The organism is Burkholderia sp. HAN2018 (assembly GCF_024704855.1).
Classification (GTDB): Bacteria; Pseudomonadota; Gammaproteobacteria; order Burkholderiales; family Burkholderiaceae; genus Burkholderia; species Burkholderia cepacia.
On sequence record NZ_QOBB01000103.1, the window covers coordinates 1 to 24,143 of the forward strand.

Below are 24,143 nucleotides of genomic sequence, written 5' to 3' on the forward strand. Positions count from 1 at the left end.
CCGCGCCCGCGTGTCGCGCGCTCAGCCGGCGGCCTGCGCCGCGATCGCGCGCAGCGCATGCGCGGCGGCCGCGAAGCCGAAGCTCGCGGTCACGCACACGCTCGAACCGAATCCCGCACAGTTGAGCCCCGCGACGTGCGCGGCCGCGGACGGCTCCGCACCGTCCTCGAGATCGCAGGCGGCCGCTTCCGGATAGATCAGCGGCTCGTCCGAATACACGGCGCTGACCTTGAAACGCGCCTTCGGCCCGCGCGGAAAGCCGTGCTGCTTGCGCAACTGCGCGCGCACCTTCGACAGCAGCGGATCCTGGATCGTCAGCGCGAGATCGTCGATCCGGATGCGCGTCGGGTCGAGCTGGCCGCCCGCGCCGCCGACCACGACGAGCGGCTGACGCTTCGCGACGCACCACGCGATCAGCGCGACCTTCGTGCGCACGCTGTCGATCGCGTCGATCACGTAGTCGAAACCGCCGCCGAGCAGCGCATCGAAGTTGTCGGGCTCGACGAAATCCTCGATCCGGTTCACGCGGCACGCGGGATCGATCAGCGCGATCCGCTCGGCCATCGCGTCGACCTTCGGCTTGCCGTAATTGCCGTCGAGCGCGTGGATCTGCCGGTTCGTATTGCTTTCCGCGACGTTGTCGAGATCGATCAGCGTGAGCGTGCCGACCGCGTTGCGTGCGAGCGCCTCGGCCACCCACGACCCGACGCCGCCGATCCCGATCACCGCGACGTGCGCGCGCTCGAACGCGGCGGCGGCCGGCGCGCCGTACAGCCGCGCGACGCCGCCGAAGCGCCGCGCGCGATCCACGTCAAGCTGGATTTCCGGGGTCGGGGTAAGATCAGAAGAACTGGGCGGGGCGGTGTCGGCGGCGGGCATGGCAGCAAGGAAAACGTAAGTCGTGCAGCCCTCTATTTTGCCTGAACTCCCCGCTCGCACGCGCCACTGTGCACGCACGTTTCTTGCGCGTTGGCTACAATGGTTCCAGATTGAAGCGTTTGCATAACATGACGACTCTCGCCGATCTCCGCATCAATTATTCGCGTGCTTCGCTCGACGAAGCCGATGTCGCCCACGACCCGTTCGCCCAGTTCGACCGCTGGTTCAAGGAGGCGCTTGCCGCCAAGCTGCCCGAGCCGAACACGATGACGCTCGCGACCGTCGGCGCCGACGGCCGGCCGTCGGCACGCATCGTGCTCATCAAGGGTGTCGACGAACGCGGGTTCGTCTTTTTCACCAATTACGAAAGCCGCAAGGGGCACGACCTCGCCGCGCATCCGCAGGCAGCGCTGCTGTTCTACTGGATCGAGCTCGAGCGCCAGGTGCGCATCGAAGGCCGGATCGAGAAAACCAGCGCCGAGGAAAGCGACCGCTATTTCGCGTCGCGCCCGCTCGGCTCGCGCATCGGCGCATGGGCGTCCGAGCAGAGCGCGGTGATCGACAGCCGCGCGACGCTCGAAGCGCAGGAAAAGGCCGTCAGCGAACGCTACGGCGACAACCCGCCGCGCCCGCCCCACTGGGGCGGCTACCGCCTCGTGCCCGACTCGATCGAGTTCTGGCAGGGCCGCCCGTCGCGGCTGCACGACCGTCTGCTCTATACGCGCGACGCCAACGCTTCGTCAGGCTGGTCGATCTCGCGCCTGTCGCCGTAAGCGCGGCGCCGGCGCACGCCGGTCGTGTCTCGTGTTGCATCCGGGCGCCCGCCGCGCAAGCCGCGGGCGCCGGTCAAGATACTTGGCTGTATTCGATTCAACGAACAAACGGAGAATCCAAATGTTCTGGGAAAAGAAGCTGGCACAGTGGGCGGACGAAGTACGGGCGAAAGCGAACATACCGGCGCGCCTCGTGCTGTGGAACGGCGACCAACTCGATTTCGGCACCTTCAGCGCGCCGCAGGTCACGCTGAAGGTGAACAGCGCGTCGGCGCTGCCGCTCTTGCTCGAACCGAGCCTCGACAATCTCGGCGAGGCCTACGTGAAGGGCAAGATCGACATCGAAGGCAAGCTGTCGGACATCATCAACATCGGCTACTCGCTCGCGCGCAGCACGGTGACGAGCGCGAGCAAGCTCGCGCGCGTGAAGCGCTACTTCAATCACACGAAGAGCACCGACAAGAAGGCGATCCAGTATCACTACGACGTCTCGAACGAGTTCTACAAGCTGTGGCTCGACGAGAACATGGTGTACTCGTGCGCCTACTTCGAGAACGGCGACGAGGATCTCGCCACCGCGCAGATCAAGAAGATCGACCACATCCTGACGAAGATCCAGCTCGAGCCCGGCCAGCGCCTGCTCGACATCGGCTGCGGCTGGGGCGCGCTCGTGCTGCGCGCCGCGCAGAAGTTCGGCGCGCAGTGCCTCGGCGTCACGCTGTCGCAGAACCAGTTCGACCTCGCGACCGCGCGCGTGAAGGCGGCCGGGCTGGAGGACAGGATCGAGATCCGGCTGCAGGACTACCGCGAGATCGACGGCCAGTTCGACCGCATCACGAGTGTCGGGATGTTCGAGCACGTCGGGCGCAAGAACCTGCCGCTCTATTTCACGCGGATTCATGACCTGCTCGTCGACGACGGCATCGCGATGAACCACGGGATCACGTCGACCGACGCGGAAAGCGGCGAAACCGCGCTCGGCGGCGGCGAGTTCATCGACCGCTACGTGTTCCCGGACGGCGAGCTGCCGCACATCAGCCTCGCGCTGGAAGCCGCGCAGCGCGGCGGCCTGGAAGCGATTGACGTCGAAAGCCTGCGACGGCACTATGCGCGCACGCTCGACATCTGGACGGAAAACTTCGAGGCGAAGGCAGAAGCGGCGCGACAACTCGTCGACGACGAAAAATTCCGCATCTGGCGCGTGTATCTCGCCGGCTGCGCGTATGCGTTCGAGCACGACGACGTGTCGATCTTCCAGATCGTGTGCCGCAAGGCCGGACGCAGCGCGAAAACGCTGCCGTGGTCGCGGCGCTATATGTACGAACACGCGCTGCCGCGCTAGGCGGCGCTTCACGCTGGGCATGCATGGGTGACGGCAGGACGCGGCGCAAGGGGCCGCCGGAACGACAGCAGCACGACGACGCGCACGCGCCGCACGCCGACGGGCAATTCGACCTGTTCGGCGTGCCGGCCGACGCTGCACGCGCGTCGCCCGAGGACGACGGCCCGCCTGCCCGCACCGACGAACACGTGAAACCGGACGCGCGTGACGACGCGCAGCCGGCACCGCGCTCCCGCTCGCGTTCTTCCGACGAAACACCGCCTGCCGCTTCCGGCCTGCTGTGGGACGAACCGTCCCCGCCAGCCGCGCCGCCGAAGAAAGGCCGGCGCCGACGCGGCGTGCTGCCCGCGCCGATCGCCCCCGCGGTGGCCGACGCGGCGGCCGGCCTGCCGCCGAACGTTCGGCTCGGCACGTCGTCGTGGTACTTCCCCGGCTGGGACGGCATCGTCTACGACGGCGATTTCGCGCAGACCAAGCTGTCGCGCGAAGGGCTCGAAGCGTACGGCGCACATCCGCTGCTGAAGAGCGTGAGCCTCGACCGGTCGTTCTACGGCCCGCTGTCGGTCGCCGATTACCTGCGCTACGCGCAGCAGGTGCCCGACGATTTCCGCTTCGTCGTGAAGGCGCCGGCCTCCGTGACCGACGCGGTCATCCGCGGCCGGCGCGGCGAGCCGTCGGGGCCGAACCCGACCTTCCTCGACGCGCAGCTCGCCACCCGCGAGTTCGTGCAGCCGTGCCTCGAAGGGCTCGGCCGGAAAGCCGGTGTGCTCGTGTTCCAGTTCTCGCCGCTGCCCGACCAGTTGCTCGCGCAGCCGGCCGCGCTGATCGACCGGCTCGCCGCGTTCTTCGCGGCGCTGCCGCCGCTGCCGCCGGACGCCGACGGCACCCGCTATGCGATCGAGATTCGCGACGCGAGCCTGCTCACGCCGCGTTTCATCCGCGCGCTCGCCGCGCTCGGTGTGCGCTACTGCGTCGGCCTGCACGCGCGGATGCCCGACGCGCTGCGCCAGGCGGCCGCGCTCGCCCTGCTCGACGGCGACGCGCCGGGCCCGCTGATCGTGCGCTGGAGCCTGCACAGCGGCTTCAAGTACGAACAGGCGAAAGCGAAATACGAGCCGTTCGACAAGCTCGTCGACGAGGATCCGGCCACGCGCTCGGCGCTCGCCGAACTGGCCGCGCGCTATGCGCTGGCCGGGCAGCCGGTGATCATCACGATCAACAACAAGGCGGAAGGCTCCGCGCCGCTGTCGTGCATCGCGCTCGCGCGCGAGATCGCCGCCGCGTGCGCGCAGTGGCGCAACGAGGCGGCCTGACGCCCATTCGCGCCGGCTCCCGCCGTTCCGGTGCTTACGCGCCGCGCAGCGACTTCAGCCGGTGCGAGAACTTCTGCCGGAATTTCGCGAGCTTCGGCCCGATCACGACCGAGCAGTAGCCCTGCCCCGGGTTACGCGCGTAATAGTTCTGGTGATAATCCTCGGCCGGCCAGTAGTTGCCGTCGAGCGGCACGACCTGCGTGACGATCGGCTGCCCGAACACCTGCTCGCGCTCCAGCTCGCGGATCACGTCGAGCGCCGTGTCGCGTTGCGCGTCCGAATGCGTGAACACGACCGAACGGTACTGCGTGCCGACGTCGTTGCCCTGCCGGTTCAACTGGGTCGGATCGTGCGTCGCGAAGAAGATCTCGAGGATCTCGCGATAGCCGATGCGCGCCGGATCGAACGTCACGTTGACGACTTCCACGTGACCCGTGTCGCCTTCGCAGATGTCGCGATAGCCGGGATTGCGCGTATGGCCGCCCGCGTAGCCCGACTGGACGGCCGTCACGCCGTCGACGTCGAGAAACACCGCCTCCGTGCACCAGAAACACCCGCCTCCCAATGTCGCGGTTTCAAGCATCTCGTTCACCATGAAATCAGTCCTGCGTTGATGTCGGCAGCCGGCACGCATGCGCCGGCGCCACCGTTCCGTCTCGCCGCTGCCCACCCGGGGGCGGGTCGCAACGGCACTGCGGCAAGTATCTCACTCGCGCGCGAACCTGACAGGTTGCACAGGTACCGCGCACGACCGGCCGCCCGCTTTCTCGTCTACACTTAGGCACGCGCGAGCGCGGCGGCAAACCCGCTGCCTCGCGCAAAGCGCCCGATGCGTGCCCGACCCTGATGCAAACATCATCTGCCGGAACATCGATATGCATGCCTTAACAGACATCACCCGCATCACTCGCCCGGCCGTCGCCGCATCGCGGGCTGCCGCTTCGACCGTGCCATTCCCTTGCCGTGCGTCCGTCTCGCCCCGCGTGCGGCGATCCGGAACACCGCCTTTCTCCGCTTTCACGATCTGATGCACGGCGCGCCGCACGTGTCGCCGACGCGTGCATCCGCCTGCCGATCGCGCCTGCCGGCGCCACGCGCGCCGCGCGGCAACCCCGACCCGCACGCCCGCAACGAACGGCCGTGCGTCAACGATCCGAACCCATCGAGAGGGCATCACCATGAGCATGCGACCTGACCCGACGTTTCACGCTTCGCCCGAGCTTGCGATGCAGGCGCCGGCGGAAGAGTTTGCCTATACATTGTTGCTGAGCCCCGATTTTTCCAGACCCGACGCGCTCGCCGTGATCGACGTGAAGCCCGGCTCGACGACCTACGGAAAAATCGTGCATACGGTGACGATGCCCAACACCGGCGACGAGTTTCACCACTTCGGCTGGAATGCCTGTTCGTCGTCGCTGTCGCCGCTGACCGGCCATGCGTTCCTCGAACGCCGCTTCCTGATCATCCCCGGCCTGCGTTCGTCGCGCATCTACGTGATCGACACGAAGCCGCATCCGACGCAGGCGCGCATCCACAAGATCGTCGAGCCCGACGAGATCTTCTCGAAAACCGGCTATTCGCGGCCGCACACCGTTCACTGCGGCCCCGAAGGCATCTATGTGAGCACACTGGGCGGCGCGGGCAAGGATGGCACCGACGGCGCGCCCGGCATCTTCATCATGGATTGCGAAACCTTCGACGTGCTCGGCCGCTGGGAGATCGACCGCGGCCCGCAGGACAAGCACTACGACTTCTGGTGGAACCTGCCGCGCGACTACATGGTGTCGAGCGAATGGGCGCTACCGCCGCAATTCGAGAACGGCATCGTGCCCGAGGACCTGCTCGCGAACAAATACGGGCACCGGCTGCATTTCTGGGACCTGCGCGCGCGGCGCAACGTGCAGACGATCGATCTCGGCGCACAGCACCAGATGGCGCTCGAAGTGCGGCCCGCGCACGATCCGGTGCGCGAATACGGGTTCGTCGGCGTCGTGGTCGATACGACGAATCTCGAAGGCTCGATCTGGACCTGGTGGCGCGAAGGCGGCAAGTTCCATGTGAAGAAGACCGCGACCATCCCGGCCGAGCCGGCCGCGGCCGACGAACTGCCGCCGCTGCTGAAATCGTTCGGCGCGGTGCCGCCGCTCGTGACCGACATCGACCTGTCGCTCGACGACCGCTTCCTCTACGTGTCGTGCTGGGGCACCGGCGAGATGCGCCAGTACGACGTATCGGACCCGCACAACCCGGTGCTCGCGGGATCGGTCCGCATCGGCGGCATCGCGCGCCGTGCGCCGCACTCGAACGGCCGCGCATTCGCGGGCGGCCCGCAGATGGTCGAGATCAGCCGCGACGGCCGGCGCGTGTACTGGACCAACTCGCTCTATTCGACGTGGGACGACCAGTTTTATCCGGATGGCGTGCCGGCCGCGCAGGTGCTCGCGCATGCGGGGCCGGAAGGCGGGCTGACGCTCGCCGACGATTACTGGGTCGAGTTCCCCGAAGGCTATCGCGCGCACCAGATCCGGCTCGAAGGCGGCGACTGCTCGACCGACTCGTTCTGCTATCCGTCGGTCAAGCGTTGAACGCCGGCCTTCACGCCCAGTTCGCGCTGTGGGCGGCCGTGCTCGCGAGCGGGGTGTATCACGGGCTCAACCCCGCGATGGGCTGGCCGCTCGCGGTGTCGAACGCGCTGATGACGCGCCGCGGCGGTGCGCTCGTCGCGGCGCTCGGCTATCTCGCGCTCGGCCATGCGCTCGCGGTCTTCGCGGTGATGCTGCCGTTCGGGCTGCTCGCCGCGCTGCTTGCCTGGCAATCGGCGATCCGGATCGGCGCGAGCGCGCTCGTGATCGGCTTCGGCGCCGTGCTGCTGATCCGGCGCCGGCATCCGCGTGCGCTCGCGCGGATCCCGCCCGCGCGGCTCGGCCTGTGGTCGTTCGCGGTCGCGATCGCGCATGGCGCGGGGCTGATGCTGGTGCCGATCTACCTCGGGCTCTGCGGGCTCGACCGGGACGCCGGCCACCGGGCGGCGGCCACGCTCGTCGATGCGCATCTCGGGATGGCGCTCGTTGTCGCGGCCGTGCATGCAATCGCGATGATCGGCGCCGGCGGCGGGCTCGCGTGGCTCGTGTACCGCTATCTCGGGCTGAAGTTCGTGTCGCGGAGCTGGTTCAATCTCGATGCGGTGTGGGCGTCTAGCCTGATCGTGACGGGCGCGCTGTCGCTCGGACTGGCGGCGGCGCGATAGATGGCGCGGGGATCGGCGGCGGGGAGATGCAACTGCGCAGGACCGCGCGGCGGCCCCGTTCGAAAAACGCGACAGAACGGCGTTACCGGCCGCGCGCGATTGCCCGTCCTGCCGCGCGCCGCAGTGTTCGCTACGTCACCCTGCCCCCTCGATGCGCCGCCTGGCCGGGCCCGGCGGCCCCGATTCCGCTAAAATCGGGCCATGCGCACCCCTTCCCCATCGACCGCCTTGTCGCCTTTCGTCCGCCGTGCCCGCCCCGCTCGCGTCGCGCCGCGCCCGCCCGTCTCGTTCCGGATGGCTGCCCGATGAGCCAGGCCAATCCCCCGGATTTCGACTCGGCCGCTTTCCGGCAAGCGCTCGGCCAGTTCGCAACGGGCGTGACGGTGATCACGACGCGCGCGCCGTCCGGGCAGCTGATCGGCATCACCGCCAGCTCGTTCAACTCGGTATCGCTCGATCCGCCGCTCGTGCTGTGGAGCCTCGCGCACAAATCGGCGTCGACGCCCGTGTTCCGCGGCAACAGCCACTATGTGGTGAATGTACTTGCGGCCTCGCAGCTCGACCTGTGCAAGCGCTTCTCGACCTACAAGGGCGACCGCTTCGAAGGAATCGCGCATGCGGCCGGCAACTCCGGGATGCCCGTGCTCGACGGCGCGCTCGCATGGTTCGAATGCCACAACCGCAGCCGCTATGACGAAGGCGACCACGTGATCTTCGTCGGCGAGGTCGAACGCTGCGGCGTGCGCGCCGCATCGGACACGACGCCGCCGCTCGTGTTCCACGGCGGCGGCTTCCACGGCCTTACACCGCTTTGATCGCTCCCGTGCGCGCCAGCCCGACCGGCGCGCCGGCTTCGTCCTTCAGCGTCTGCAGCACGATGTTCGAACGGATGTCCATGACGCCCGGCGCCTTGTAGAGCCGGTTCAGCACGAAATCCGAGTAGTGCTTGAGGTTGTGCGCGAGCACGCGCAGCAGATAGTGGCTCTCGCCCGTCACGACGAACGCGCCGACCACCTCCGGCCATTCGCGCAGCGCTTCCGCGAAGCGCTCGTGCCATTGATTTTCTTCGTTGCGCATCGATACCTGCACGAACGCCTCGAGCTCGAAGCCGAGCTTCTCGCGGCTCAGGCACGCGCGATAGTGCTCGATCACACCCTGCTCCTCGAGCAGGCGCATGCGGCGCAGGCAGGCGGATGGCGAAAGCGAAATGCGTTCCGCCAGGTCGAGATTGCTGATTCTGCCCTCTTCCTGCAGTACCGCCAGAATCCGGCAGTCGGTGGCATCGAGCGTGATCGCGTGCATTTTTGGTCCCCGTTTTCCCTCTGAGTCGAATTATCTGCCAATCCGGCGGTTTGTCCATGTTTATTTCGCAAGCACTTTCTGCGAGCGTCCACCTATCATTCGAAGCATCGACTCACCGAATCGTCATGCCATGGACACCCTCTGGGACATCTCGCCGCCTGTCAGCCCCGCCACCCCCGTGTGGCCGGGCGATACGCCGGTTTCCGTCGAACGCGTGTGGCGGATGGAGGCCGGCTCGCCGGTCAACGTCGCACGCCTGACGCTGTCGCCGCACACGGGCGCGCACTGCGACGCGCCGCTGCATTACGACGCCGACGGCGCGCCGATCGGCGCCGTGCCGCTCGACACCTATCTCGGCCCGTGCCGCGTGATCCATTGCATCGGCGCATCGCCGGTCGTGCAGCCGGCCGATGTCGCGGCCGCGCTCGACGGCGTGCCGCCGCGCGTGCTGCTGCGCACGTATGCACGCGCCAGCGTCGAACGATGGGACAGCGACTTCTGCGCGGTCGCGCCCGAGACCGTCGACCTGCTCGCCGCGCACGGCGTGAAGCTGATCGGCATCGATACGCCGTCGCTCGACCCGCAGGAATCGAAGACGATGGATGCGCATCACCGCGTGCGCGCGCACCGGATGGCGATCCTCGAAGGCATCGTGCTCGACGACGTGCCGCCCGGCGACTACGAACTGATCGCACTGCCGCTGAAATTCGCGACGCTCGACGCGAGCCCCGTGCGCGCGGTGCTGCGCGCGCTGTCCGCGCGTGCCTCCTGATTACCCCGACTGACGACTCAAATCATGATCAAGACCCGTGAAGACGCACTCGCGCTCGACCGCGACGATCCGCTCGCCCCGCTGCGCGACCAGTTCTCCCTGCCCGACGGCGTGATCTATCTCGACGGCAACTCGCTCGGCGCGCAGCCGCGCGCATCGGCCGCCCGCGCGCAGCAGGTGATCGGCGCCGAATGGGGCGAAGGCCTGATCCGCAGCTGGAACACGGCCGGCTGGTTCGCGTTGCCGCGCCGTCTCGGCGACAAGCTCGCGACGCTGATCGGCGGCGCGCCGGGCGAAACGGTCGTCACCGACACCATCTCGATCAACCTGTTCAAGCTGCTGTCGGCGATGCTGCGCCACCAGGCCGAGCGCGCGCCCGAGCGCCGCGTGATCGTGTCGGAGCGCTCGAACTTCCCGACCGACCTGTATATCGCGCAGGGGCTGATCGAGCAGCTCGGCGGCAACTATGAACTGCGCCTGATCGACGATCCGGCCGACCTGCCGGCCGCGCTCGGTGCGGACACGGCCGTCGCGATGATCACGCACGTGAATTACCGCACCGGCTACATGCACGACATGCCGGCCGTCACGCAGCTCGTGCACGACGCGGGCGCGCTGATGCTGTGGGACCTCGCGCACTCGGCCGGCGCGGTGCCGGTCGACCTGAACGGCGCGCGCGCCGACGGCGCGGTCGGCTGCACGTACAAGTACCTGAACGGCGGCCCGGGTTCGCCCGCATTCGTGTGGGTGCCGCAGCGTCATCACGCACACTTCTCGCAGCCGCTGTCCGGCTGGTGGGGCCACCGCGCACCGTTCGCGATGCAGCCGGGCTTCGCGCCCGATCCGGGCATCGCGCGCTTCCTGTGCGGCACGCAGCCGATCGTGTCGATGTCGATGGTCGAATGCGGGCTCGACGTGTTCCTGCAAACCGACATGCAGGCGATCCGCCGCAAATCGCTCGCGCTGACCGATGCCTTCATCGCGCTCGTCGAAGCACGCTGCGCGGGCCTGTCGCTGAAGCTCGTCACGCCGCGCGCGCATCACCAGCGCGGCTCGCAGGCGAGCTTCGAGCATCCGCACGGCTACGAGGTGATGCAGGCGCTGATCGCGCGCGGCGTGATCGGCGACTACCGAGAGCCGTACGTGCTGCGCTTCGGCTTCACGCCGCTCTATGTGCGCTTCGTCGACGTGTGGGATGCCGTCGAGACGCTGCGCGACATCCTCGCCACCGACGCCTGGAAGGCGCCCGAGTTCGCCGAACGCGGCGCGGTGACCTGACCGGCCTTGCCCGGCGCGCACCGCGGTCACGCGGATTGCGCGCCGCGCCCCGTCATTCAAATCTGGAGATAGTCGTGAATTCTGGTCATATGCAGCCGCCCGGCGGCGACGCGCCGGCGGGCTGCCCGTTCTCGGGCGCACGCGCCGCCCATTCCGCACAAGCGGCACACGAAGCGCCGCACGTGCCGGGCGATGCTTCGGGCGAAGCCGGCTGGCACAACGCACAGCTCGATTTCTCGAAGTCGATGAGCTACGGCGACTACCTGTCGCTGAATTCGATCCTCGACGCGCAGCATCCGCTGTCGCCCGATCACAACGAGATGCTGTTCATCATCCAGCATCAGACGAGCGAGCTGTGGATGAAGCTCGCGCTGTTCGAGCTGCGCGGCGCGCTCGACGCGGTGCGCACCGACGCGCTGCCGCCCGCGTTCAAGATGCTCGCGCGCGTGTCGCGGATCCTCGAGCAACTGGTGCAGGCGTGGAACGTGCTGTCGACGATGACGCCGTCCGAGTATTCGGCGATGCGGCCGTATCTCGGGCAGTCGTCGGGCTTCCAGTCGTATCAGTACCGCCAGCTCGAATTCCTGCTCGGCAACAAGAACGTGCAGATGCTGCAGCCGCATGCGCACCGGCCCGACATCCTCGAACAGGTGCGCGCGACGCTCGAAGCGCCGTCGTTCTACGACGAGGTCGTCCGCCTGCTCGCGCGGCGCGGTTTCCCGATCGCGCAAGCGCGGCTCGAGCGCGACTGGACGCAGCCGACGCAGCACGACGAAACGGTCGAAGCCGCGTGGCTCGAGGTGTACCGCCACCCGCAGCAGCACTGGGAGCTCTACGAGATGGCCGAGGAACTGGTCGATCTCGAGGATGCATTCCGCCAGTGGCGCTTCCGTCACGTGACGACCGTCGAACGCATCATCGGCTTCAAGCAGGGCACGGGCGGCACCAGCGGTGCGCCGTACCTGCGCAAGATGCTCGACGTCGTGCTGTTCCCCGAGCTCTGGCACGTGCGCACCACGCTGTAACGCACCACTCGCCCGCCGTCACGACGACGTGCGGGCCAGTTCCTCCCCTTCGCGCGGCTGCGCCGCCGTACGTGACAGTCGCGGGATATGCCGCCGCACGGCGAGCAGCGCGACGCAGACGATGCGCATCGCGATCGCCAGCATCGTCAGATAGGCCGTGGCACCGCCCGTGGTGATCACGATCGCGCCCGCGAACGCGCTGAGGATCGCGCCGAGCCGGCCGAACGCGAGCGCACTTCCGGTACCCGTCGCGCGCACGGCGGTCGGGTAGATGTACGCACAGAGCGCATACATCGTCGACTGCACCGCGTTGACGAACAGCCCGTGCAGCCCGAGCCCGACGATCAGCCAGCCCGTGCGGCGGCTTGCATCGACCCCATCAGCCACACCGCACTCGCCGCGCCGCCGATGCTGCACAGCACGAGCGGCCAGCGCGACCCGGCATGCGCGATCGTCCACGCGCACAGCAGCGCGCCGATCACGCCGCCGAGGTTGTACGCGGTGAGCCCCGTCCCCGCGACCGACACGCTCAGCCCGCTCGCGGCCAGCATCGTCGGCAGCCAGTTGAAGCCGCATACACGGCGAGCAGGCGCATGAAGAACGCGCACCACAGCGCGATCGTGTTGCGCGCCTGACCGCCCGCTCATTCCGCCCGCCGCCGCAGCGCACCATCGAAATGCCGTTTCCCCGCCTTGACTTTCGTTCGCCCGAATACGATCATTAGTTCACACAAAGAGCAAATGATCGTATTCGTACTCGGCAGGAAAATCTGGCACGAACAGGAGACACCGGATGAGCGCATCGCCCTCCGCCCGCACGCCCGTGCTGCTGCACATCGGCGCGGGCTCGTTTCACCGCGCGCACCAGGCGTGGTATCTGCATCGCGTGAACGCGGCCGTGCCGCCCGACGAGCGCTGGTCGCTGACCGTCGGCAACATCCGCGACGACATGCGCGCGACGATGGACGCGCTCGCCGCGCAGCACGGCGAATACACGCTCGAGACCGTCACGCCGCAAGGCGAGCGCGCGTACGAGACGATCCGCGCGATCACGCGCGTGCTGCCCTGGTCGATCGATCTCGCCGCGCTGATCGACGCCGGCGCCGATCCGGCCTGCCGGATCGTGTCGTTCACCGTCACCGAAGGCGGCTACTACCTCGACGAACACAACCGGCTCGACGTCGCGAATGCGGATCTCGCGGCCGACCTGCAGGGTGCGCGCACGACGCTGTACGGCGCGCTCGCGGCGCTGCTCGCCGAACGCGTGAAGCGCGGCGCGGGCCCGCTCACGCTGCAGAGCTGCGACAACCTGCGCAACAACGGTGCGCGCTTTCGCGCGGGGATGCGCGAATTCCTCGAGCGGCGCGGGCAGGCCGACCTGCTCGCGTGGTTCGATGCGAACGTCGCGACGCCGAGCGCGATGGTCGACCGCATCACGCCGCGCCCGACCGCCGACGTGCGCGAGCGCGTGCTGGCGGCCACCGGCATCGACGACGCATGCCCGGTGATGGGCGAATCGTTCATCCAGTGGGTGATCGAGGACCGCTTCGCGGCCGGCCGGCCGCGCTGGGAGCTGGCCGGCGCCGAACTCGTCGACGACGTGCACCCGTACGAGGAAGCGAAGATCCGCATCCTCAACGCGACGCACAGCTGCATCGCGTGGGCCGGCACGCTCGCGGGCCACACGTATATCCACGAAGGCACGCATGACGCGGCGATCCGGCGCTTCGCGCACGACTACGTGACGCAGGACGTGATCCCGTGCCTGACGCCGAGCCCGCTCGATCTCGCGCGCTACCGCGACGTCGTGCTCGAACGCTTCGGCAACCCGTACGTACTCGACACGAACCAGCGCGTCGCGGCCGACGGCTTCTCGAAGATCCCCGGCTTCATCGCACCGACGCTCGTCGAATCGTTCGCACGCGGCGCGGCGCCGGTCGCCACCGCCGTGCTGCCCGCGCTGTTCCTGCGCTTTCTCGAACGCTGGGCGCGCGGCACCTTGCCGTATGCGTACCAGGACGGCGTGATGGACGAAAGCGCCGCGCGTGCGATCGTCGGGTCCGGCCATCCGGAGGCCGACGACCAGGTCGCCGCGCTGTGCGCAAGCCGCGCGCTGTGGGGTTCGCTCGCCGGCAACCCGGCGCTGGTCGAGGCGTTGCGCGCCGGGCTCGCGCGGGTCGATGCATGGCTCGCGGCGCGCTGACGCGCATTGGGGCGAACCTGCCTTGGCACGTGCACGGCCGCGCGGCTAAAGTAGCGAGTCCCCACTGACGGAACGGATCGCTCATGTATCTCGGCATCGACCTCGGCACTTCGGAAGTGAAGGTGCTGCTGCTCGCCCCGGACGGCACGGTCGTCGGCACCGCCGGCTCGCCGTTCACCGTGTCGCGGCCGCATCCGCGCTGGGCCGAACAGCATCCGGACGACTGGTGGCAAGGCACGCTCGCCGCGCTCGCCTCATTGCGCGCACGGCATCCGCAAGCGTTCGCAGCCGTGCGCGGCATCGGCCTGTCGGGCCAGATGCACGGCGCCGTGCTGCTCGGCCGCGACGACCGCGTGCTGCGCCCCGCGATCCTGTGGAACGACATGCGCAGCGCCGACGAGTGCGCGCTGCTCACCGAACGCGCGCCCGATCTCCACGCCCTCGCCGGCAATCTCGCGATGCCGGGCTTCACAGCGCCGAAGCTGCTGTGGGTCGCGAAGCACGAGCCCGATGTGTTCGCGGCGACTGCCTGCGTGCTGATGCCGAAGGATTACTTGCGGTTCCGGCTCACCGGCGCGAAGGTGTCCGACCCGTCGGACGCAGCCGGCACGCTGTGGCTCGACGTCGCGCGCCGCGACTGGTCCGACGCACTGCTCGCCGCGTGCGGAATGACGCGTGACCAGATGCCGCGCATCGTCGAAGGCAATGCGCCGTCCGGCACGCTGCGCGCGGACATCGCGCGCGAACTCGGGCTGTCGGAGGCGGTCGTGGTAGCCGGCGGCGGCGGCGACAACGCAACGAGCGCGCTTGGCATCGGTGCGATCCACGCAGGCGACGGCTTCGTGTCGCTCGGCACGTCCGGCGTGCTGAGCGTGGTCGGCGATCGCTTCATGCCGAACCCCGCATCGGCCGTGCATGCGTTCTGCCATGCGATTCCCGATCGCTGGCAATTGATGAGCGTCGTGCTGTCGGCCGCGAGCTGCCTGCGCTGGGTCTGCAAGCTGACCGGCACCGACGAGCCCGCCCTGCTCGCCGAAGTCGAGGCGCTCGACGCCGACGCGCTCGCGACGGCCCCGCTGTTCCTGCCCTACCTGTCCGGCGAGCGCACGCCGCACAACGATCCGTACGCACAAGGCGTGTTCTTCGGGATGACGCATGCGACCGAACGCGCGCATCTCGGCTACGCGGTGCTCGAAGGCGTGACGCTCGGCCTCGCCGACGGTCTCGACGCGCTGCATGCGGCCGGCGTCGAAACCGCCCAGCTGTCGCTGATCGGCGGCGGCGCGCGCAGCGCGTACTGGGCACAACTGATCGCCGATGCGCTGAACGTGCGCACGCGCCAGCACGGCGGCGGCGAAACGGGTGCGGCGCTCGGCGCGGCGCGGCTCGGCTGGCTGGCTGTCGGCGGCGATCCGCATGCGGTGCTGGCCAAGCCGCCGGTGCGGGCCGAATACGCGCCGGATGCCGCCCGCCATGCGCTGCTGCGCGAACGCCTCGATGCGTTTCGTTCGCTGTACCGCCACGTGCGGCCGCTGTACGAACCGTCGCGCGCACGGCTCGCGTAAGCGCCGCCTGTCACGCGCGCCGACCGTCGGCCGCATGCGCGACATGCGGTACAGTGGATGCCGTCATGCGGCCCGCCGGCCGGTCCGCGGGCGGCCCCCCAGCCCCGAACCGAATCGCTATCGTGTCCAAGTCCTCAGAAAAACTCGATCTCGCCACGCGTGCCGCGTGGCTCTACTACGTCGCGGGCGACACGCAGAACGAGATCGCGGAAAAGCTGCAGGTGTCGCGCCCGGTCGCACAACGCCTCGTCGCGTTCGCGGTCGAGAAGAACCTGATCCGCGTGCGCGTCGACCACCAGCTCGCCGACTGCCTCGATCTCGGCGCGCAGCTGTCGAAGCGCTACGGCCTCGCGATGTGCGAAGTCGTGCCCGTCGATGCCGATGCGCCCGACGCGATCGACCGCAAGCTGGCCGTCGCCGGCGCGCAGGTGATGGAGCGCTACCTGAACGAAACGCGGCCGATGGTGATCGCGGTCAGCAGCGGCCGGACGCTGAAGGCCGCGGTCGCACAGATCGCGCAGATCGACCGACCGCAGCACCGCCTCGTGTCGATGGTCGGCGCGATCGCGGCCGACGGTTCGTCGAACCGCTACGACGTCGCGCAGTACATCTCCGAGAAAACCGGCAGCAAGCACTTCCTGCTGCCCGCGCCGCTGTTCGCCGACAGCGCCGCCGAGCGCGCTCAGTGGTGCAATCACCGGCTGTACCGGATCGTCGAGGCGCTGTCGGGCCAGGCCGACGTCGCGTTCGTCGGGATCGGCAACATCGGCCCGCACTGCCCGCTCTACGAAGACGGCTTCATCACCGCACAGGAGCGCGACGAGATGACCGCGCTCGGCGCGGTGGCCGAACTGCTCGGCGTGCCGATCGACGCGCAAGGCAAGCTGATCGATGTGTCGACCGGCACGCGCGTGACGAGCGTGTCGCTCGCCACGCCGCCGAAGCGCCCGACGATCGCGTTCGCGGGCGGCCCGAAGAAACGCGATGCGGTGATCGCCGCATTGCGCGGCGGCTGGATGTCGGGGCTCGTCACCGACGAGACGTGCGCGAGGGCGGCGCTGGAAGCGTAGCCGGCGTGCCGGCTTCCCGTCACCGCACGCGGTCGCCGCACGGCGGATCGCCGACGCGTGCGGACAAACCGGGCATCACTGCAGAAACCCGGGCATCGTGGCCTTCATGACGGCCTCCGCCTTGTTGGCCGCACGAAGCTTGCGCATCACGTTCATCAGGTGAAACTGCGCAGTCCGGTCATAGATGGACAGAATCAATCCGATAATGGCATACGTCTTGCCTGCCGCAGTCCGTTTCAGCCCCTCCTTCTCGCGCGCCGTCAGCGTCTGGCACACCTCCGGCATCGCCGTGGCAACGACGAGGCGCGCGCCAGGACGGCGCCGGGCATGCGGGCAATCTGAATCGCGCCCGCACCTGCACACTCACGCGGCGCGCGGCGCCGGAAACGCATGCCGGCGAGCCCGCCATGCGCCGACCCACGCGGCCGCCAGCAGCGCGACGAGCACCCACGGAATCGCGCCCGCCCCCGTTGCGCCGAGCAGCATCCCGCCCGCGATTCCGCCACCCGCGATCGCGAGGTTCCACACCGTCACGAGCATCGACTGCGCGACATCCGCCGCCTCTCCCGCGGCGTTCGCGGCGGCCGTCTGGAACAGCGTCGGCGCGCCGCCGAACGCGAGCCCCCACAGCGCGACACCCGCATAGACGATCGCCATGCCGGAACCGGCGCCGAGCATCGCCGCCGCGATGGCGAACAACGCGATGCTGGCGAGCGTCAGCCGCCGTTGCGCGGCGCCGATCCACGCGCCCGTCAGCGCGATGCCGACCAGCGACGCGATACCGAACACGAGCAGCACCGCATCGACCTGCGCGCCCATCCGCACGCCCGCGAGAAACGGCGCGACGTACGTATACAGCATGTTGTGCGCCAGCACGTACGCGAACATCACGGTCAGCACCGGCCGCACGCCGGGCAGCGTCATCACGCCGAGCACCGGCTCGCGCGCGCCGGCCGGCTGCCCCGGATAATCGGGCAGACGCCAACGGATCCAGCCGATCAGCACGAGCGCCGCGAGCGTGATACCCGCGAACGCGACGCGCCACCCGAGCGCCGCGCCGAGTGCGGTGCCGGCCGGAATGCCGATCGACATCGCGACCGGCGCGCCGAGCATCGCGACCGCGATCGCCCGGCCACGCAACGAGGCATCGACCATCCGGCTCGCGTAGCCGGCGAGCAGCGCCCACAGCAGCCCGGCCGCCATCCCCGCGACGAAGCGCGCGGCGAGCGTCAGCGCGTAGTACGGCGACACGGCCGTCAGCGCATTCGACACGACGAAGCCGCCCAGCGCCGCGAGCAGCAGCGTGCGCCGGCGCATCGCGCGCGTCGCGGCGACGAGCGGAATCGCCGCGACGATCGAGCCGAGCGCATACACGGTCACGAGCTGGCCGATCAGCGCCTCGGGCACGCGCAGGTCGGTGCTCATCAGCGGCAGCAGGCCGGCCGGCAGCGCCTCGGTGAGAATCGTGATGAACGCGGCCGTCGCGAGCGCCAGCAGGTTCGCAACAGGCAGGCGCGCGCCGGCCTGCACCGGCTGAACGGCCAGCTCGTCATCGATCGTCGTGCAGTCGCTCATGCCGCGCTCCCGGTTTCGACGCCGTAGACCGCATCGCGCACCGCGGTCACGATCCGCCCGTCGAGGCCCTCGTACAGCGTGTTGGTCAGTGCGACGGCCGTCAGCCCCGCCGCGCGGTCGACGAACCACGTGTGCCCGTACGCGCCGCCCCCGCGCCAGGTGCCGACCGACTCCGGCGACTGCGCGGCCACCGGATCGCGCAGCACCGAGAACCCGAGCCCGAAGCCGAAACCGGGCGCATCCCGCAGTTCGCGCGCACCCGGCTGGACGCGCGCCATCTCGTCGACCCATGCGGGTTCGAGCCAGCCGTCGCGGCCCGTGCGCAGCGCATCGAGCAGCGTCACGCAATCGCGTGCGGTGCCGACCATCCCCGCACCGCCCGACGGCCACGCATCGGCATCGAACACCCGCGCCGGCTCGAAGCGGATGCCGATCGTGCCGTCGAACACCGGCACGAGATCGACGTCCGCCATCCGGCGCGGAGCGCCCGGCGTGCTCACGTAAGGCGTCGCGACGCGTGCGGCGTCGTGCGCGACGAACGCGGTGTCGGTCATCCCGAGCGGTGTCGTGACGAGCGCGGCGACCGCGTCGGCGAGCGGCCGCCCGTCGACTGCCTCGATCAGCGCGCCGACCACGTCCATCGACAGCGAATAGCCCCACGACGTACCCGGCGCGAACTGCAGCGGCACGCTGGCGATGCGCCGCAGGTTCTCGGCGAGCGAGAGACCCGAGCGGTCCATTCCGTCGGACACGCCGGCGCGTGCATACGGGCCGTCGCCGTCCGCTTCGAGGAAGCTGTAGCCGAGGCCGGCCGTATGCGACAGCAGATGACGCAACGTGATGACGGCAGGCGTGCCGTCGGCCAACGTCGGGCGGAATCCGGGCAACGAGCGGGTGACCGGTTCGTCGAGCGCGATGCGCCCCGCCGCGACCAGCCCCATCGCGGCGGCCGCCACGACCGGCTTCGTGACCGACGACAGGCGGAACAGCGTGTCGTCCCGCATCGGCGTGCCGGCTTCCCGATCGGCAAGACCGACGGCGCGCGCATAACGCAGCTCGCCGTCCTGCGCGACCAGCACGACCGCGCCGACCATGCGCGCGTCGGCGAGCGCGCGATCCAGCGCGTCGTCGAGCCGGTGGCGCAGCGCGGCGTCCGGTTCCACGCGCAAGGCGGTGACAGGCAGGGATGACATGACGTGACCTCTCGACAATGAACGAGCGCTCATCGTAGGGAGCCGACGCAAGAAGAAAAACCGGGGTAGAGTTCCGGACAATCCGGACGCTGGCGTCCGCAATCGGAAACTCGCATGGAAAACCTCGGCGGCTTCGTCGTGTTCGTTCAGGTCGCGGAAACGCGCAGTTTCGTCGCGGCCGGACGTGCGCTCGGGTTATCGGCTTCGGCGATCGGCAAACGCATCGCGCGGCTCGAGGCGCGGCTGAAGGTGCGGCTCTTTCACCGCAGCACGCGCAGCATCACGTTGACCGCCGAAGGCACGCGCTTTCTCGAACGGTGCCGGCGCGTGATCGCCGAGCTCGACGCGGCCGAGCAGGAACTGACACACAGTGCCGAAGCGCCACGCGGGCGCTTGCGCGTGAGCCTGCCGACGATCGGCACGCTGCTGCTGCCGGTGCTCGCCGATTTCATGGCCGCGTATCCGGAGATCGAGCTCGACATCGATTTCAGCGACCGGCTCGTCGACGTCGTCGACGAAGGGTTCGACGCGGTGCTGCGCACCGGCCAGCCCTCGGATTCCCGGCTGTCGTCGCGGCTGCTCGGCCACTTCCGCCAGCACCTCGTCGCGTCCCCCGGCTATCTCGACCGGCACGGCACGCCGCGCACGCCTGCCGATCTCGCGCAGCACCGCTGCCTGCACTACCGTTTCCCGACCAGCGGCAAGCTCGAGACCTGGCCGCTGCGCGTGCCGCGCGCGGGCACGCCGCCCGAAGTGCCGGTCGCGATGGTCAGCAACAGTGCGGAAGCGCGCCTGTGCTTCGCGCTGCGCGGGCTCGGCATCGCCTGCCTGCCCATCTTCTTCGTGCGCGAGGCGCTCGCGGACGGCACGCTGCGCGCGGTGCTCGACGAACACGTCGCGAGCTGCACGCCGGTCTACGTGCTGTGGCCGTCGGGCCGCCACCCGACGCCGAAGCTGCGCGCGTTCGTCGATTACATGGCCGCGCACCTGCCGCTGTGACCGCGGCCGGCCGTCATGCGGCCTTCGCGTGCACGCTCAGCCGGCGGAACGCCTGGCCGTGTTCGTCGAACAGGTGGCAGTGCTCGGCCTGCGCGTGCACGTGGAGCGCCTCGCCGGTGCGGTACGTGTCGAGCGGCGGAATCCGCGCGATCAGCCCGTCCGGCGCAACGGCCGACTCCGCATACAGGTACGCGGCATCGCCGAGCGATTCCACGGCCATCGTCCGCGCGGCCACGCCGGTGGCCGCGGCTTCGACCTTCAGGTGCTCGGGCCGCACGCCGACCGTCACCGCCGCGCCGCGCTGCAGCCCCGCCGCCTCGACCGCGACGCGCTGCGTCTCGCCGCTGTCGAAGCGCACGAGCACGCCGCCGGCATCGACCGAATCGACGGTGCCCGTCAGGAAGTTCATCTTCGGCGACCCGATGAAGCCCGCGACGAACTGGTTCGCCGGCGCGTGGTAAAGCTCGTTCGGCGTGCCGACCTGCTGCACCGCGCCGCCCGACAGCACGACGATCTTGTCCGCGAGCGTCATCGCCTCGACCTGGTCGTGCGTCACGTAGATCATCGTCGTCTTGAGCTCGTCGTGCAGCCGCGCGAACTCCAGCCGCATCTTCACGCGCAGCGCCGCGTCGAGGTTCGACAGCGGTTCGTCGAACAGGAACACCTTCGGCTTGCGCGTGATCGCGCGGCCGATCGCGACACGCTGCCGCTGGCCGCCCGACAGCTGCTTCGGCTTGCGGTCGAGCAGATGGTCGATGTGCAGGATCTTCGCGGCATTCTTCACGGCCTGGTCGATCTCGGGCTTCTTCGCGCCGGCGAGCTTCAGGCCGAACGCCATGTTGTCGTACAGCGTCATGTGCGGGTACAGCGCATACGACTGGAACACCATCGCGATGCCGCGCTTCGCGCTCGGCACGTCGTTGACCTTCGCGCCGTCGATCAGCAGGTCGCCGCTCGAGATGTCCTCGAGGCCCGCGATCATCCGCATCAGCGTGGATTTTCCGCAGCCGCTCGGGCCGACGAACACGACGAATTCGCCGTCGGCGATGTCGAGGTTCACGTTGCGCAGCACTTCGGTTTCGTCGTAGCGCTTCGCGATGTTGCGCAGGAGCACGCTTGCCATGATCTGTCTCCGTTCGTTCGTGATGCGAGACGCGCCGCGTCGGACGCGGCGCGCAATCGTTCGTGGTTGCTAGTTCGGCAGCACCGCGCCGGTCGCCTGCCAGCGCGCGACGTAGCCGGGCAGTTCGTGCATGTCGTCGAATACGTGACGCGCGCCGATCCCGCGCAGCGCGTCGATCTGCGCGGCCGACGCATGCCCGCCGCCGACGAAGCCGAGCACGGTCATGCCGGCCGCGGCGGCCGCGGTGATGCCGGTCGCGCTGTCCTCGACCACGAGGCACTGCGCAGGCACGACGCCGAGCGTACGCGCGGCCGCGAGATACACGTCCGGCGCGGGCTTCGGCCGTGCGACGGCATCCGCGCAGAACAGCCGGTCGCCGAAGAAGCGCGCGAGGCCCGTGCGCGCCAGCGCCGCCTCGACGTACGCGCGGTAGCTGTTGCTCGCGCAGGCCGTCGTCAACTGAATCGCGTCCAGCGCCGCATCGATGCCGTCTACCATCGGCGCGTTGACGGCCGCCGCCTCGACCGCGCGGCGGATCGCGTCGACATCGCCGGCCGACAGCGTGCGCCCGACGGCGTCGCCCGCGCCGGCCAGCACGCGCTCGATGCGCAGCCCGAGCAACGGCATCACGGCCGGCCGCGCATCGACGCCCGGCCAGCGCGCGTCGAGCTCGCGCACGATCACGTCGGCCGCCACGGCCTCGCTGTCGATCAGTACACCGTCGCAATCGCAGATCAGGACGTTCGCGCTCATTTGACGGCTCCGAACGTGAGCCCGCGCACGAGCTGCTTCTGCGACAGCCAGCCGACGATCAGGATCGGCGCGACCGCCAGCAGGGAAGCTGCGGACAGCTTTGCCCAGAACAGCCCTTCGGGGCTCGAGTACGACGCGATGAACACGGTGAGCGGCGCGGCGTTCGAGCTCGACAGGTTGATGCTCCAGAACGCTTCGTTCCACGACAGGATCACGAGCAGCAGCGCGGTGGAGGCGAGCCCCGGCAGCGCCATCGGCATCAGCAGGTAGACGATCTCCTGCCACGTCGACGCGCCGTCGATGCGCCCGGCTTCGAGGATGTCCTTCGGGATCTCGTTGAAGTACGTGAAGGTCATCCACACCGCGATCGGCAGGTTGATCAGCGTGTAGACGATCACGAGGCCCGACACGGTATCGAGCAGCCCCGCGTTTTTCCACAGCAGGTAGATCGGCACGAGCACGCCGACCGACGGCATCATCTTCGTCGACAGCATCCACAGCAGCACCTTCTGCGTGCGGTGGTTCGGGAAGAACGCCATCGCGTACGCGGCCGGCACCGCGAACAGCAGCGAGATCACCGTGACGCCGGCCGAGATCAGCACCGAATTCCATGCGAACGAAAAGTAGTTGCTGCGCGCGAATACCTCGCGGAAGCTGTCGAGCGTCGGCATGAAGAACAGCGTCGACGCATACGCCTGCTGCTCGGTCTTGAACGCGGTGATCGCCATCCAGAAGATCGGGAAGAACAGCAGGAGCGCGATCAGCCACGCGAGCGTGCCGGGCAGCGCACGCCGCACGAGGTCGAACACGGCCGGCACGCGCCGGCCTTCGAAGGTCAGGTCGCTCATTTTTCGTACTCCCCCTTCAGGTTGCGCGCGAGCATCCGCACCAGGAAGAACGACACGACGTTCGCGACCACGACGGCGATGATGCCGCCCGCGGACGCGAGGCCGACGTCGAACTGCTGCAGGCCGAGCGCGTAGATCAGGTACGACAGGTTGGTCGTCGCATCGCCGGGGCCGCCGCCGGTCGTGGTGTAGATCTCCGCGAAGATCGACAGCAGGAAGATCGTCTCCATCATCACGACCACGGCGATCGCGCGCTTCAGGTGCGGCAGCGTGATGTAGAAGAACATCGCGATCGGGCCCGCGCCGTCGATGCGCGCGGCTTCCTTCTGCTCCTGGTCGAGCGACTGGATCGCGGTGAACAGGATCAGGAACGCGAACGGCAGCCACTGCCACGCGACGATGATGATCACCGCGGTGAGCGGGTAGTCGGCGAACCAGTCGATCGGCGTCATCCCGAGCGCGCGCATCGCGTTCGCGACGAGCCCGTACACCGGATGCAGGATCATGTTCTTCCAGATCAGCGCGGACACCGTCGGCATCACGAAGAACGGCGCGATCGCGAACAGGCGCGCGACGCCCTGCCCGTAGAACTTGCGGTCGAACAGCACGGCCATCAGCACGCCGCCGACCACCGTGATCGCGAGCACCGCGCCGATCAGCACGAGCGTGTGCCAGATCGCGGGCAGGAACGACGGATCGGTCGCGAGGAAGCGATAGTTGTCGAGCCCGGCGAAACCTTTCACGTCCGGGTTCAGCAGGTTGTAGCGCGAGAACGAATACCAGATCGTCATCGCGAGCGGGATCGACATCCACAGCAGCAGCACCGCGACGGACGGCGAGACGAGCCAGCTCGCGCCGCCGCGCGCGCGGCGCGGCGCGCCGGG

At 69.0% G+C, this 24,143-nt stretch carries 23 protein-coding genes and 1 pseudogene; 13 read left to right on the top strand and 11 right to left on the bottom strand.

The window, feature by feature from the left end; genetic code table 11:
• Positions 1-21 precede the first annotated feature (21 nt).
• Positions 22-879: a ThiF family adenylyltransferase gene (locus DPV74_RS23675; protein WP_027789269.1), complete on the bottom strand. Its 858-nt coding sequence runs from the start codon at positions 877-879 to the stop codon at positions 22-24.
• Positions 880-1,007: 128 nt separating this feature from the next.
• Between DPV74_RS23675 and pdxH the strand changes: the two genes are divergently transcribed.
• The 3 genes from pdxH (at position 1,008) to DPV74_RS23690 (ending at position 4,307) form a co-directional block, all read left to right on the top strand.
• Positions 1,008-1,652, top strand: a complete 645-nt coding sequence (pdxH, locus tag DPV74_RS23680) for a pyridoxamine 5'-phosphate oxidase (RefSeq protein ID WP_027789268.1) — start codon at positions 1,008-1,010, stop codon at positions 1,650-1,652.
• Between the two features lie 121 nt (positions 1,653-1,773).
• Positions 1,774-2,994 carry a cyclopropane-fatty-acyl-phospholipid synthase family protein gene (locus tag DPV74_RS23685; RefSeq protein WP_027789267.1) on the top strand — a complete coding sequence of 407 codons (1,221 nt, stop codon included), beginning with the start codon at positions 1,774-1,776 and terminating at the stop codon, positions 2,992-2,994.
• A 23-nt stretch (positions 2,995-3,017) separates the two neighbouring features.
• The gene (locus tag DPV74_RS23690; RefSeq protein WP_119338047.1) at positions 3,018-4,307 is read left to right on the top strand and encodes a DUF72 domain-containing protein; all 1,290 of its coding nucleotides are present in this window, start codon (positions 3,018-3,020) and stop codon (positions 4,305-4,307) included.
• Positions 4,308-4,341: 34 nt separating this feature from the next.
• On the opposite strand, the gene msrA is transcribed toward DPV74_RS23690, so the two are convergent.
• Positions 4,342-4,902 carry a peptide-methionine (S)-S-oxide reductase MsrA gene (msrA, locus tag DPV74_RS23695; RefSeq protein WP_119338048.1) on the bottom strand — a complete coding sequence of 187 codons (561 nt, stop codon included), beginning with the start codon at positions 4,900-4,902 and terminating at the stop codon, positions 4,342-4,344.
• A gap of 583 nt (positions 4,903-5,485) precedes the next feature.
• Between msrA and DPV74_RS23700 the strand changes: the two genes are divergently transcribed.
• The 3 genes from DPV74_RS23700 to DPV74_RS23710 all read left to right on the top strand — a co-directional run bounded on the left by DPV74_RS23700 (position 5,486) and on the right by DPV74_RS23710 (position 8,369).
• Positions 5,486-6,892 (top strand): selenium-binding protein SBP56-related protein, encoded by a 1,407-nt coding sequence (locus tag DPV74_RS23700; protein WP_060171847.1) that lies wholly within the window; start codon positions 5,486-5,488, stop codon positions 6,890-6,892.
• Positions 6,889-7,554, top strand: coding sequence for a hypothetical protein (locus tag DPV74_RS23705; RefSeq protein WP_027789263.1), 666 nt, complete (start codon positions 6,889-6,891; stop codon positions 7,552-7,554). The genes DPV74_RS23700 and DPV74_RS23705 overlap by 4 nt, the downstream gene beginning before the upstream one ends.
• Positions 7,555-7,859: 305 nt before the next feature.
• A complete protein-coding gene (locus tag DPV74_RS23710) occupies positions 7,860-8,369 on the top strand; it encodes a flavin reductase family protein (protein WP_021162543.1) in 510 nt (169 codons plus the stop codon).
• On the opposite strand, the gene DPV74_RS23715 is transcribed toward DPV74_RS23710, so the two are convergent.
• Complete coding sequence (locus DPV74_RS23715; protein ID WP_006477992.1) at positions 8,356-8,856, bottom strand: Lrp/AsnC family transcriptional regulator; 501 nt, start codon at positions 8,854-8,856, stop codon at positions 8,356-8,358. The two genes, DPV74_RS23710 and DPV74_RS23715, sit on opposite strands and share 14 nt — an antisense overlap.
• Positions 8,857-8,986: 130 nt before the next feature.
• Between DPV74_RS23715 and kynB the strand changes: the two genes are divergently transcribed.
• The 3 genes from kynB (at position 8,987) to kynA (ending at position 11,931) form a co-directional block, all read left to right on the top strand.
• Entirely contained in the window at positions 8,987-9,628 is a 642-nt protein-coding gene (gene kynB, locus DPV74_RS23720; protein WP_027789262.1) for an arylformamidase, read from the top strand.
• Positions 9,629-9,652: 24 nt separating this feature from the next.
• Positions 9,653-10,906: a kynureninase gene (kynU, locus tag DPV74_RS23725; RefSeq protein ID WP_059688543.1), complete on the top strand. Its 1,254-nt coding sequence runs from the start codon at positions 9,653-9,655 to the stop codon at positions 10,904-10,906.
• 89 nt (positions 10,907-10,995) lie between these two features.
• Positions 10,996-11,931 carry a tryptophan 2,3-dioxygenase gene (gene kynA / locus DPV74_RS23730; protein WP_060312468.1) on the top strand — a complete coding sequence of 312 codons (936 nt, stop codon included), beginning with the start codon at positions 10,996-10,998 and terminating at the stop codon, positions 11,929-11,931.
• 18 nt (positions 11,932-11,949) lie between these two features.
• Here the strand turns inward: kynA and DPV74_RS23735 are convergent.
• Positions 11,950-12,574 (bottom strand): annotated as a pseudogene (locus DPV74_RS23735) (MFS transporter); the annotation flags it as partial.
• Positions 12,575-12,723: 149 nt separating this feature from the next.
• On the opposite strand from DPV74_RS23735, the gene dalD reads away from it, so the two are divergent.
• From dalD to DPV74_RS23750, 3 genes are all read left to right on the top strand, one after another.
• Positions 12,724-14,133 (top strand): D-arabinitol 4-dehydrogenase, encoded by a 1,410-nt coding sequence (gene dalD, locus DPV74_RS23740; protein WP_119338049.1) that lies wholly within the window; start codon positions 12,724-12,726, stop codon positions 14,131-14,133.
• Between the two features lie 83 nt (positions 14,134-14,216).
• Entirely contained in the window at positions 14,217-15,698 is a 1,482-nt protein-coding gene (gene xylB, locus DPV74_RS23745) for a xylulokinase (RefSeq protein ID WP_060086445.1), read from the top strand.
• A gap of 122 nt (positions 15,699-15,820) precedes the next feature.
• Entirely contained in the window at positions 15,821-16,768 is a 948-nt protein-coding gene (locus tag DPV74_RS23750; RefSeq protein ID WP_119338050.1) for a sugar-binding transcriptional regulator, read from the top strand.
• Positions 16,769-16,843: 75 nt separating this feature from the next.
• Here DPV74_RS23750 and DPV74_RS23755 read toward each other — a convergent pair whose 3' ends face one another.
• The 3 genes from DPV74_RS23755 to DPV74_RS23765 form a co-directional block, all read right to left on the bottom strand.
• Positions 16,844-17,044 carry a helix-turn-helix transcriptional regulator gene (locus DPV74_RS23755; protein WP_276139093.1) on the bottom strand — a complete coding sequence of 67 codons (201 nt, stop codon included), beginning with the start codon at positions 17,042-17,044 and terminating at the stop codon, positions 16,844-16,846.
• An 87-nt stretch (positions 17,045-17,131) separates the two neighbouring features.
• Positions 17,132-18,343 carry an MFS transporter gene (locus DPV74_RS23760; protein WP_119338052.1) on the bottom strand — a complete coding sequence of 404 codons (1,212 nt, stop codon included), beginning with the start codon at positions 18,341-18,343 and terminating at the stop codon, positions 17,132-17,134.
• Complete coding sequence (locus tag DPV74_RS23765) at positions 18,340-19,536, bottom strand: serine hydrolase (protein ID WP_119338053.1); 1,197 nt, start codon at positions 19,534-19,536, stop codon at positions 18,340-18,342. Before DPV74_RS23765 ends, DPV74_RS23760 begins: the two co-directional genes overlap by 4 nt.
• A 114-nt stretch (positions 19,537-19,650) precedes the next feature.
• Here DPV74_RS23765 and DPV74_RS23770 point away from each other — a divergent pair, with 114 nt between their 5' ends.
• Entirely contained in the window at positions 19,651-20,535 is an 885-nt protein-coding gene (locus DPV74_RS23770; RefSeq protein WP_021159534.1) for a LysR family transcriptional regulator, read from the top strand.
• Between the two features lie 13 nt (positions 20,536-20,548).
• Here DPV74_RS23770 and DPV74_RS23775 read toward each other — a convergent pair whose 3' ends face one another.
• From DPV74_RS23775 to DPV74_RS23790, 4 genes are all read right to left on the bottom strand, one after another.
• Positions 20,549-21,658 (bottom strand): ABC transporter ATP-binding protein, encoded by a 1,110-nt coding sequence (locus DPV74_RS23775; protein WP_059554412.1) that lies wholly within the window; start codon positions 21,656-21,658, stop codon positions 20,549-20,551.
• Between the two features lie 69 nt (positions 21,659-21,727).
• The gene (locus tag DPV74_RS23780; protein ID WP_027789252.1) at positions 21,728-22,411 is read right to left on the bottom strand and encodes an HAD family phosphatase; all 684 of its coding nucleotides are present in this window, start codon (positions 22,409-22,411) and stop codon (positions 21,728-21,730) included.
• The gene (locus DPV74_RS23785) at positions 22,408-23,259 is read right to left on the bottom strand and encodes a carbohydrate ABC transporter permease (RefSeq protein WP_027789251.1); all 852 of its coding nucleotides are present in this window, start codon (positions 23,257-23,259) and stop codon (positions 22,408-22,410) included. Before DPV74_RS23785 ends, DPV74_RS23780 begins: the two co-directional genes overlap by 4 nt.
• On the bottom strand, positions 23,256-24,143 hold an 888-nt coding region (locus DPV74_RS23790), incomplete at its 5' end, for a carbohydrate ABC transporter permease (protein ID WP_240440013.1). The genes DPV74_RS23785 and DPV74_RS23790, both read right to left, overlap by 4 nt.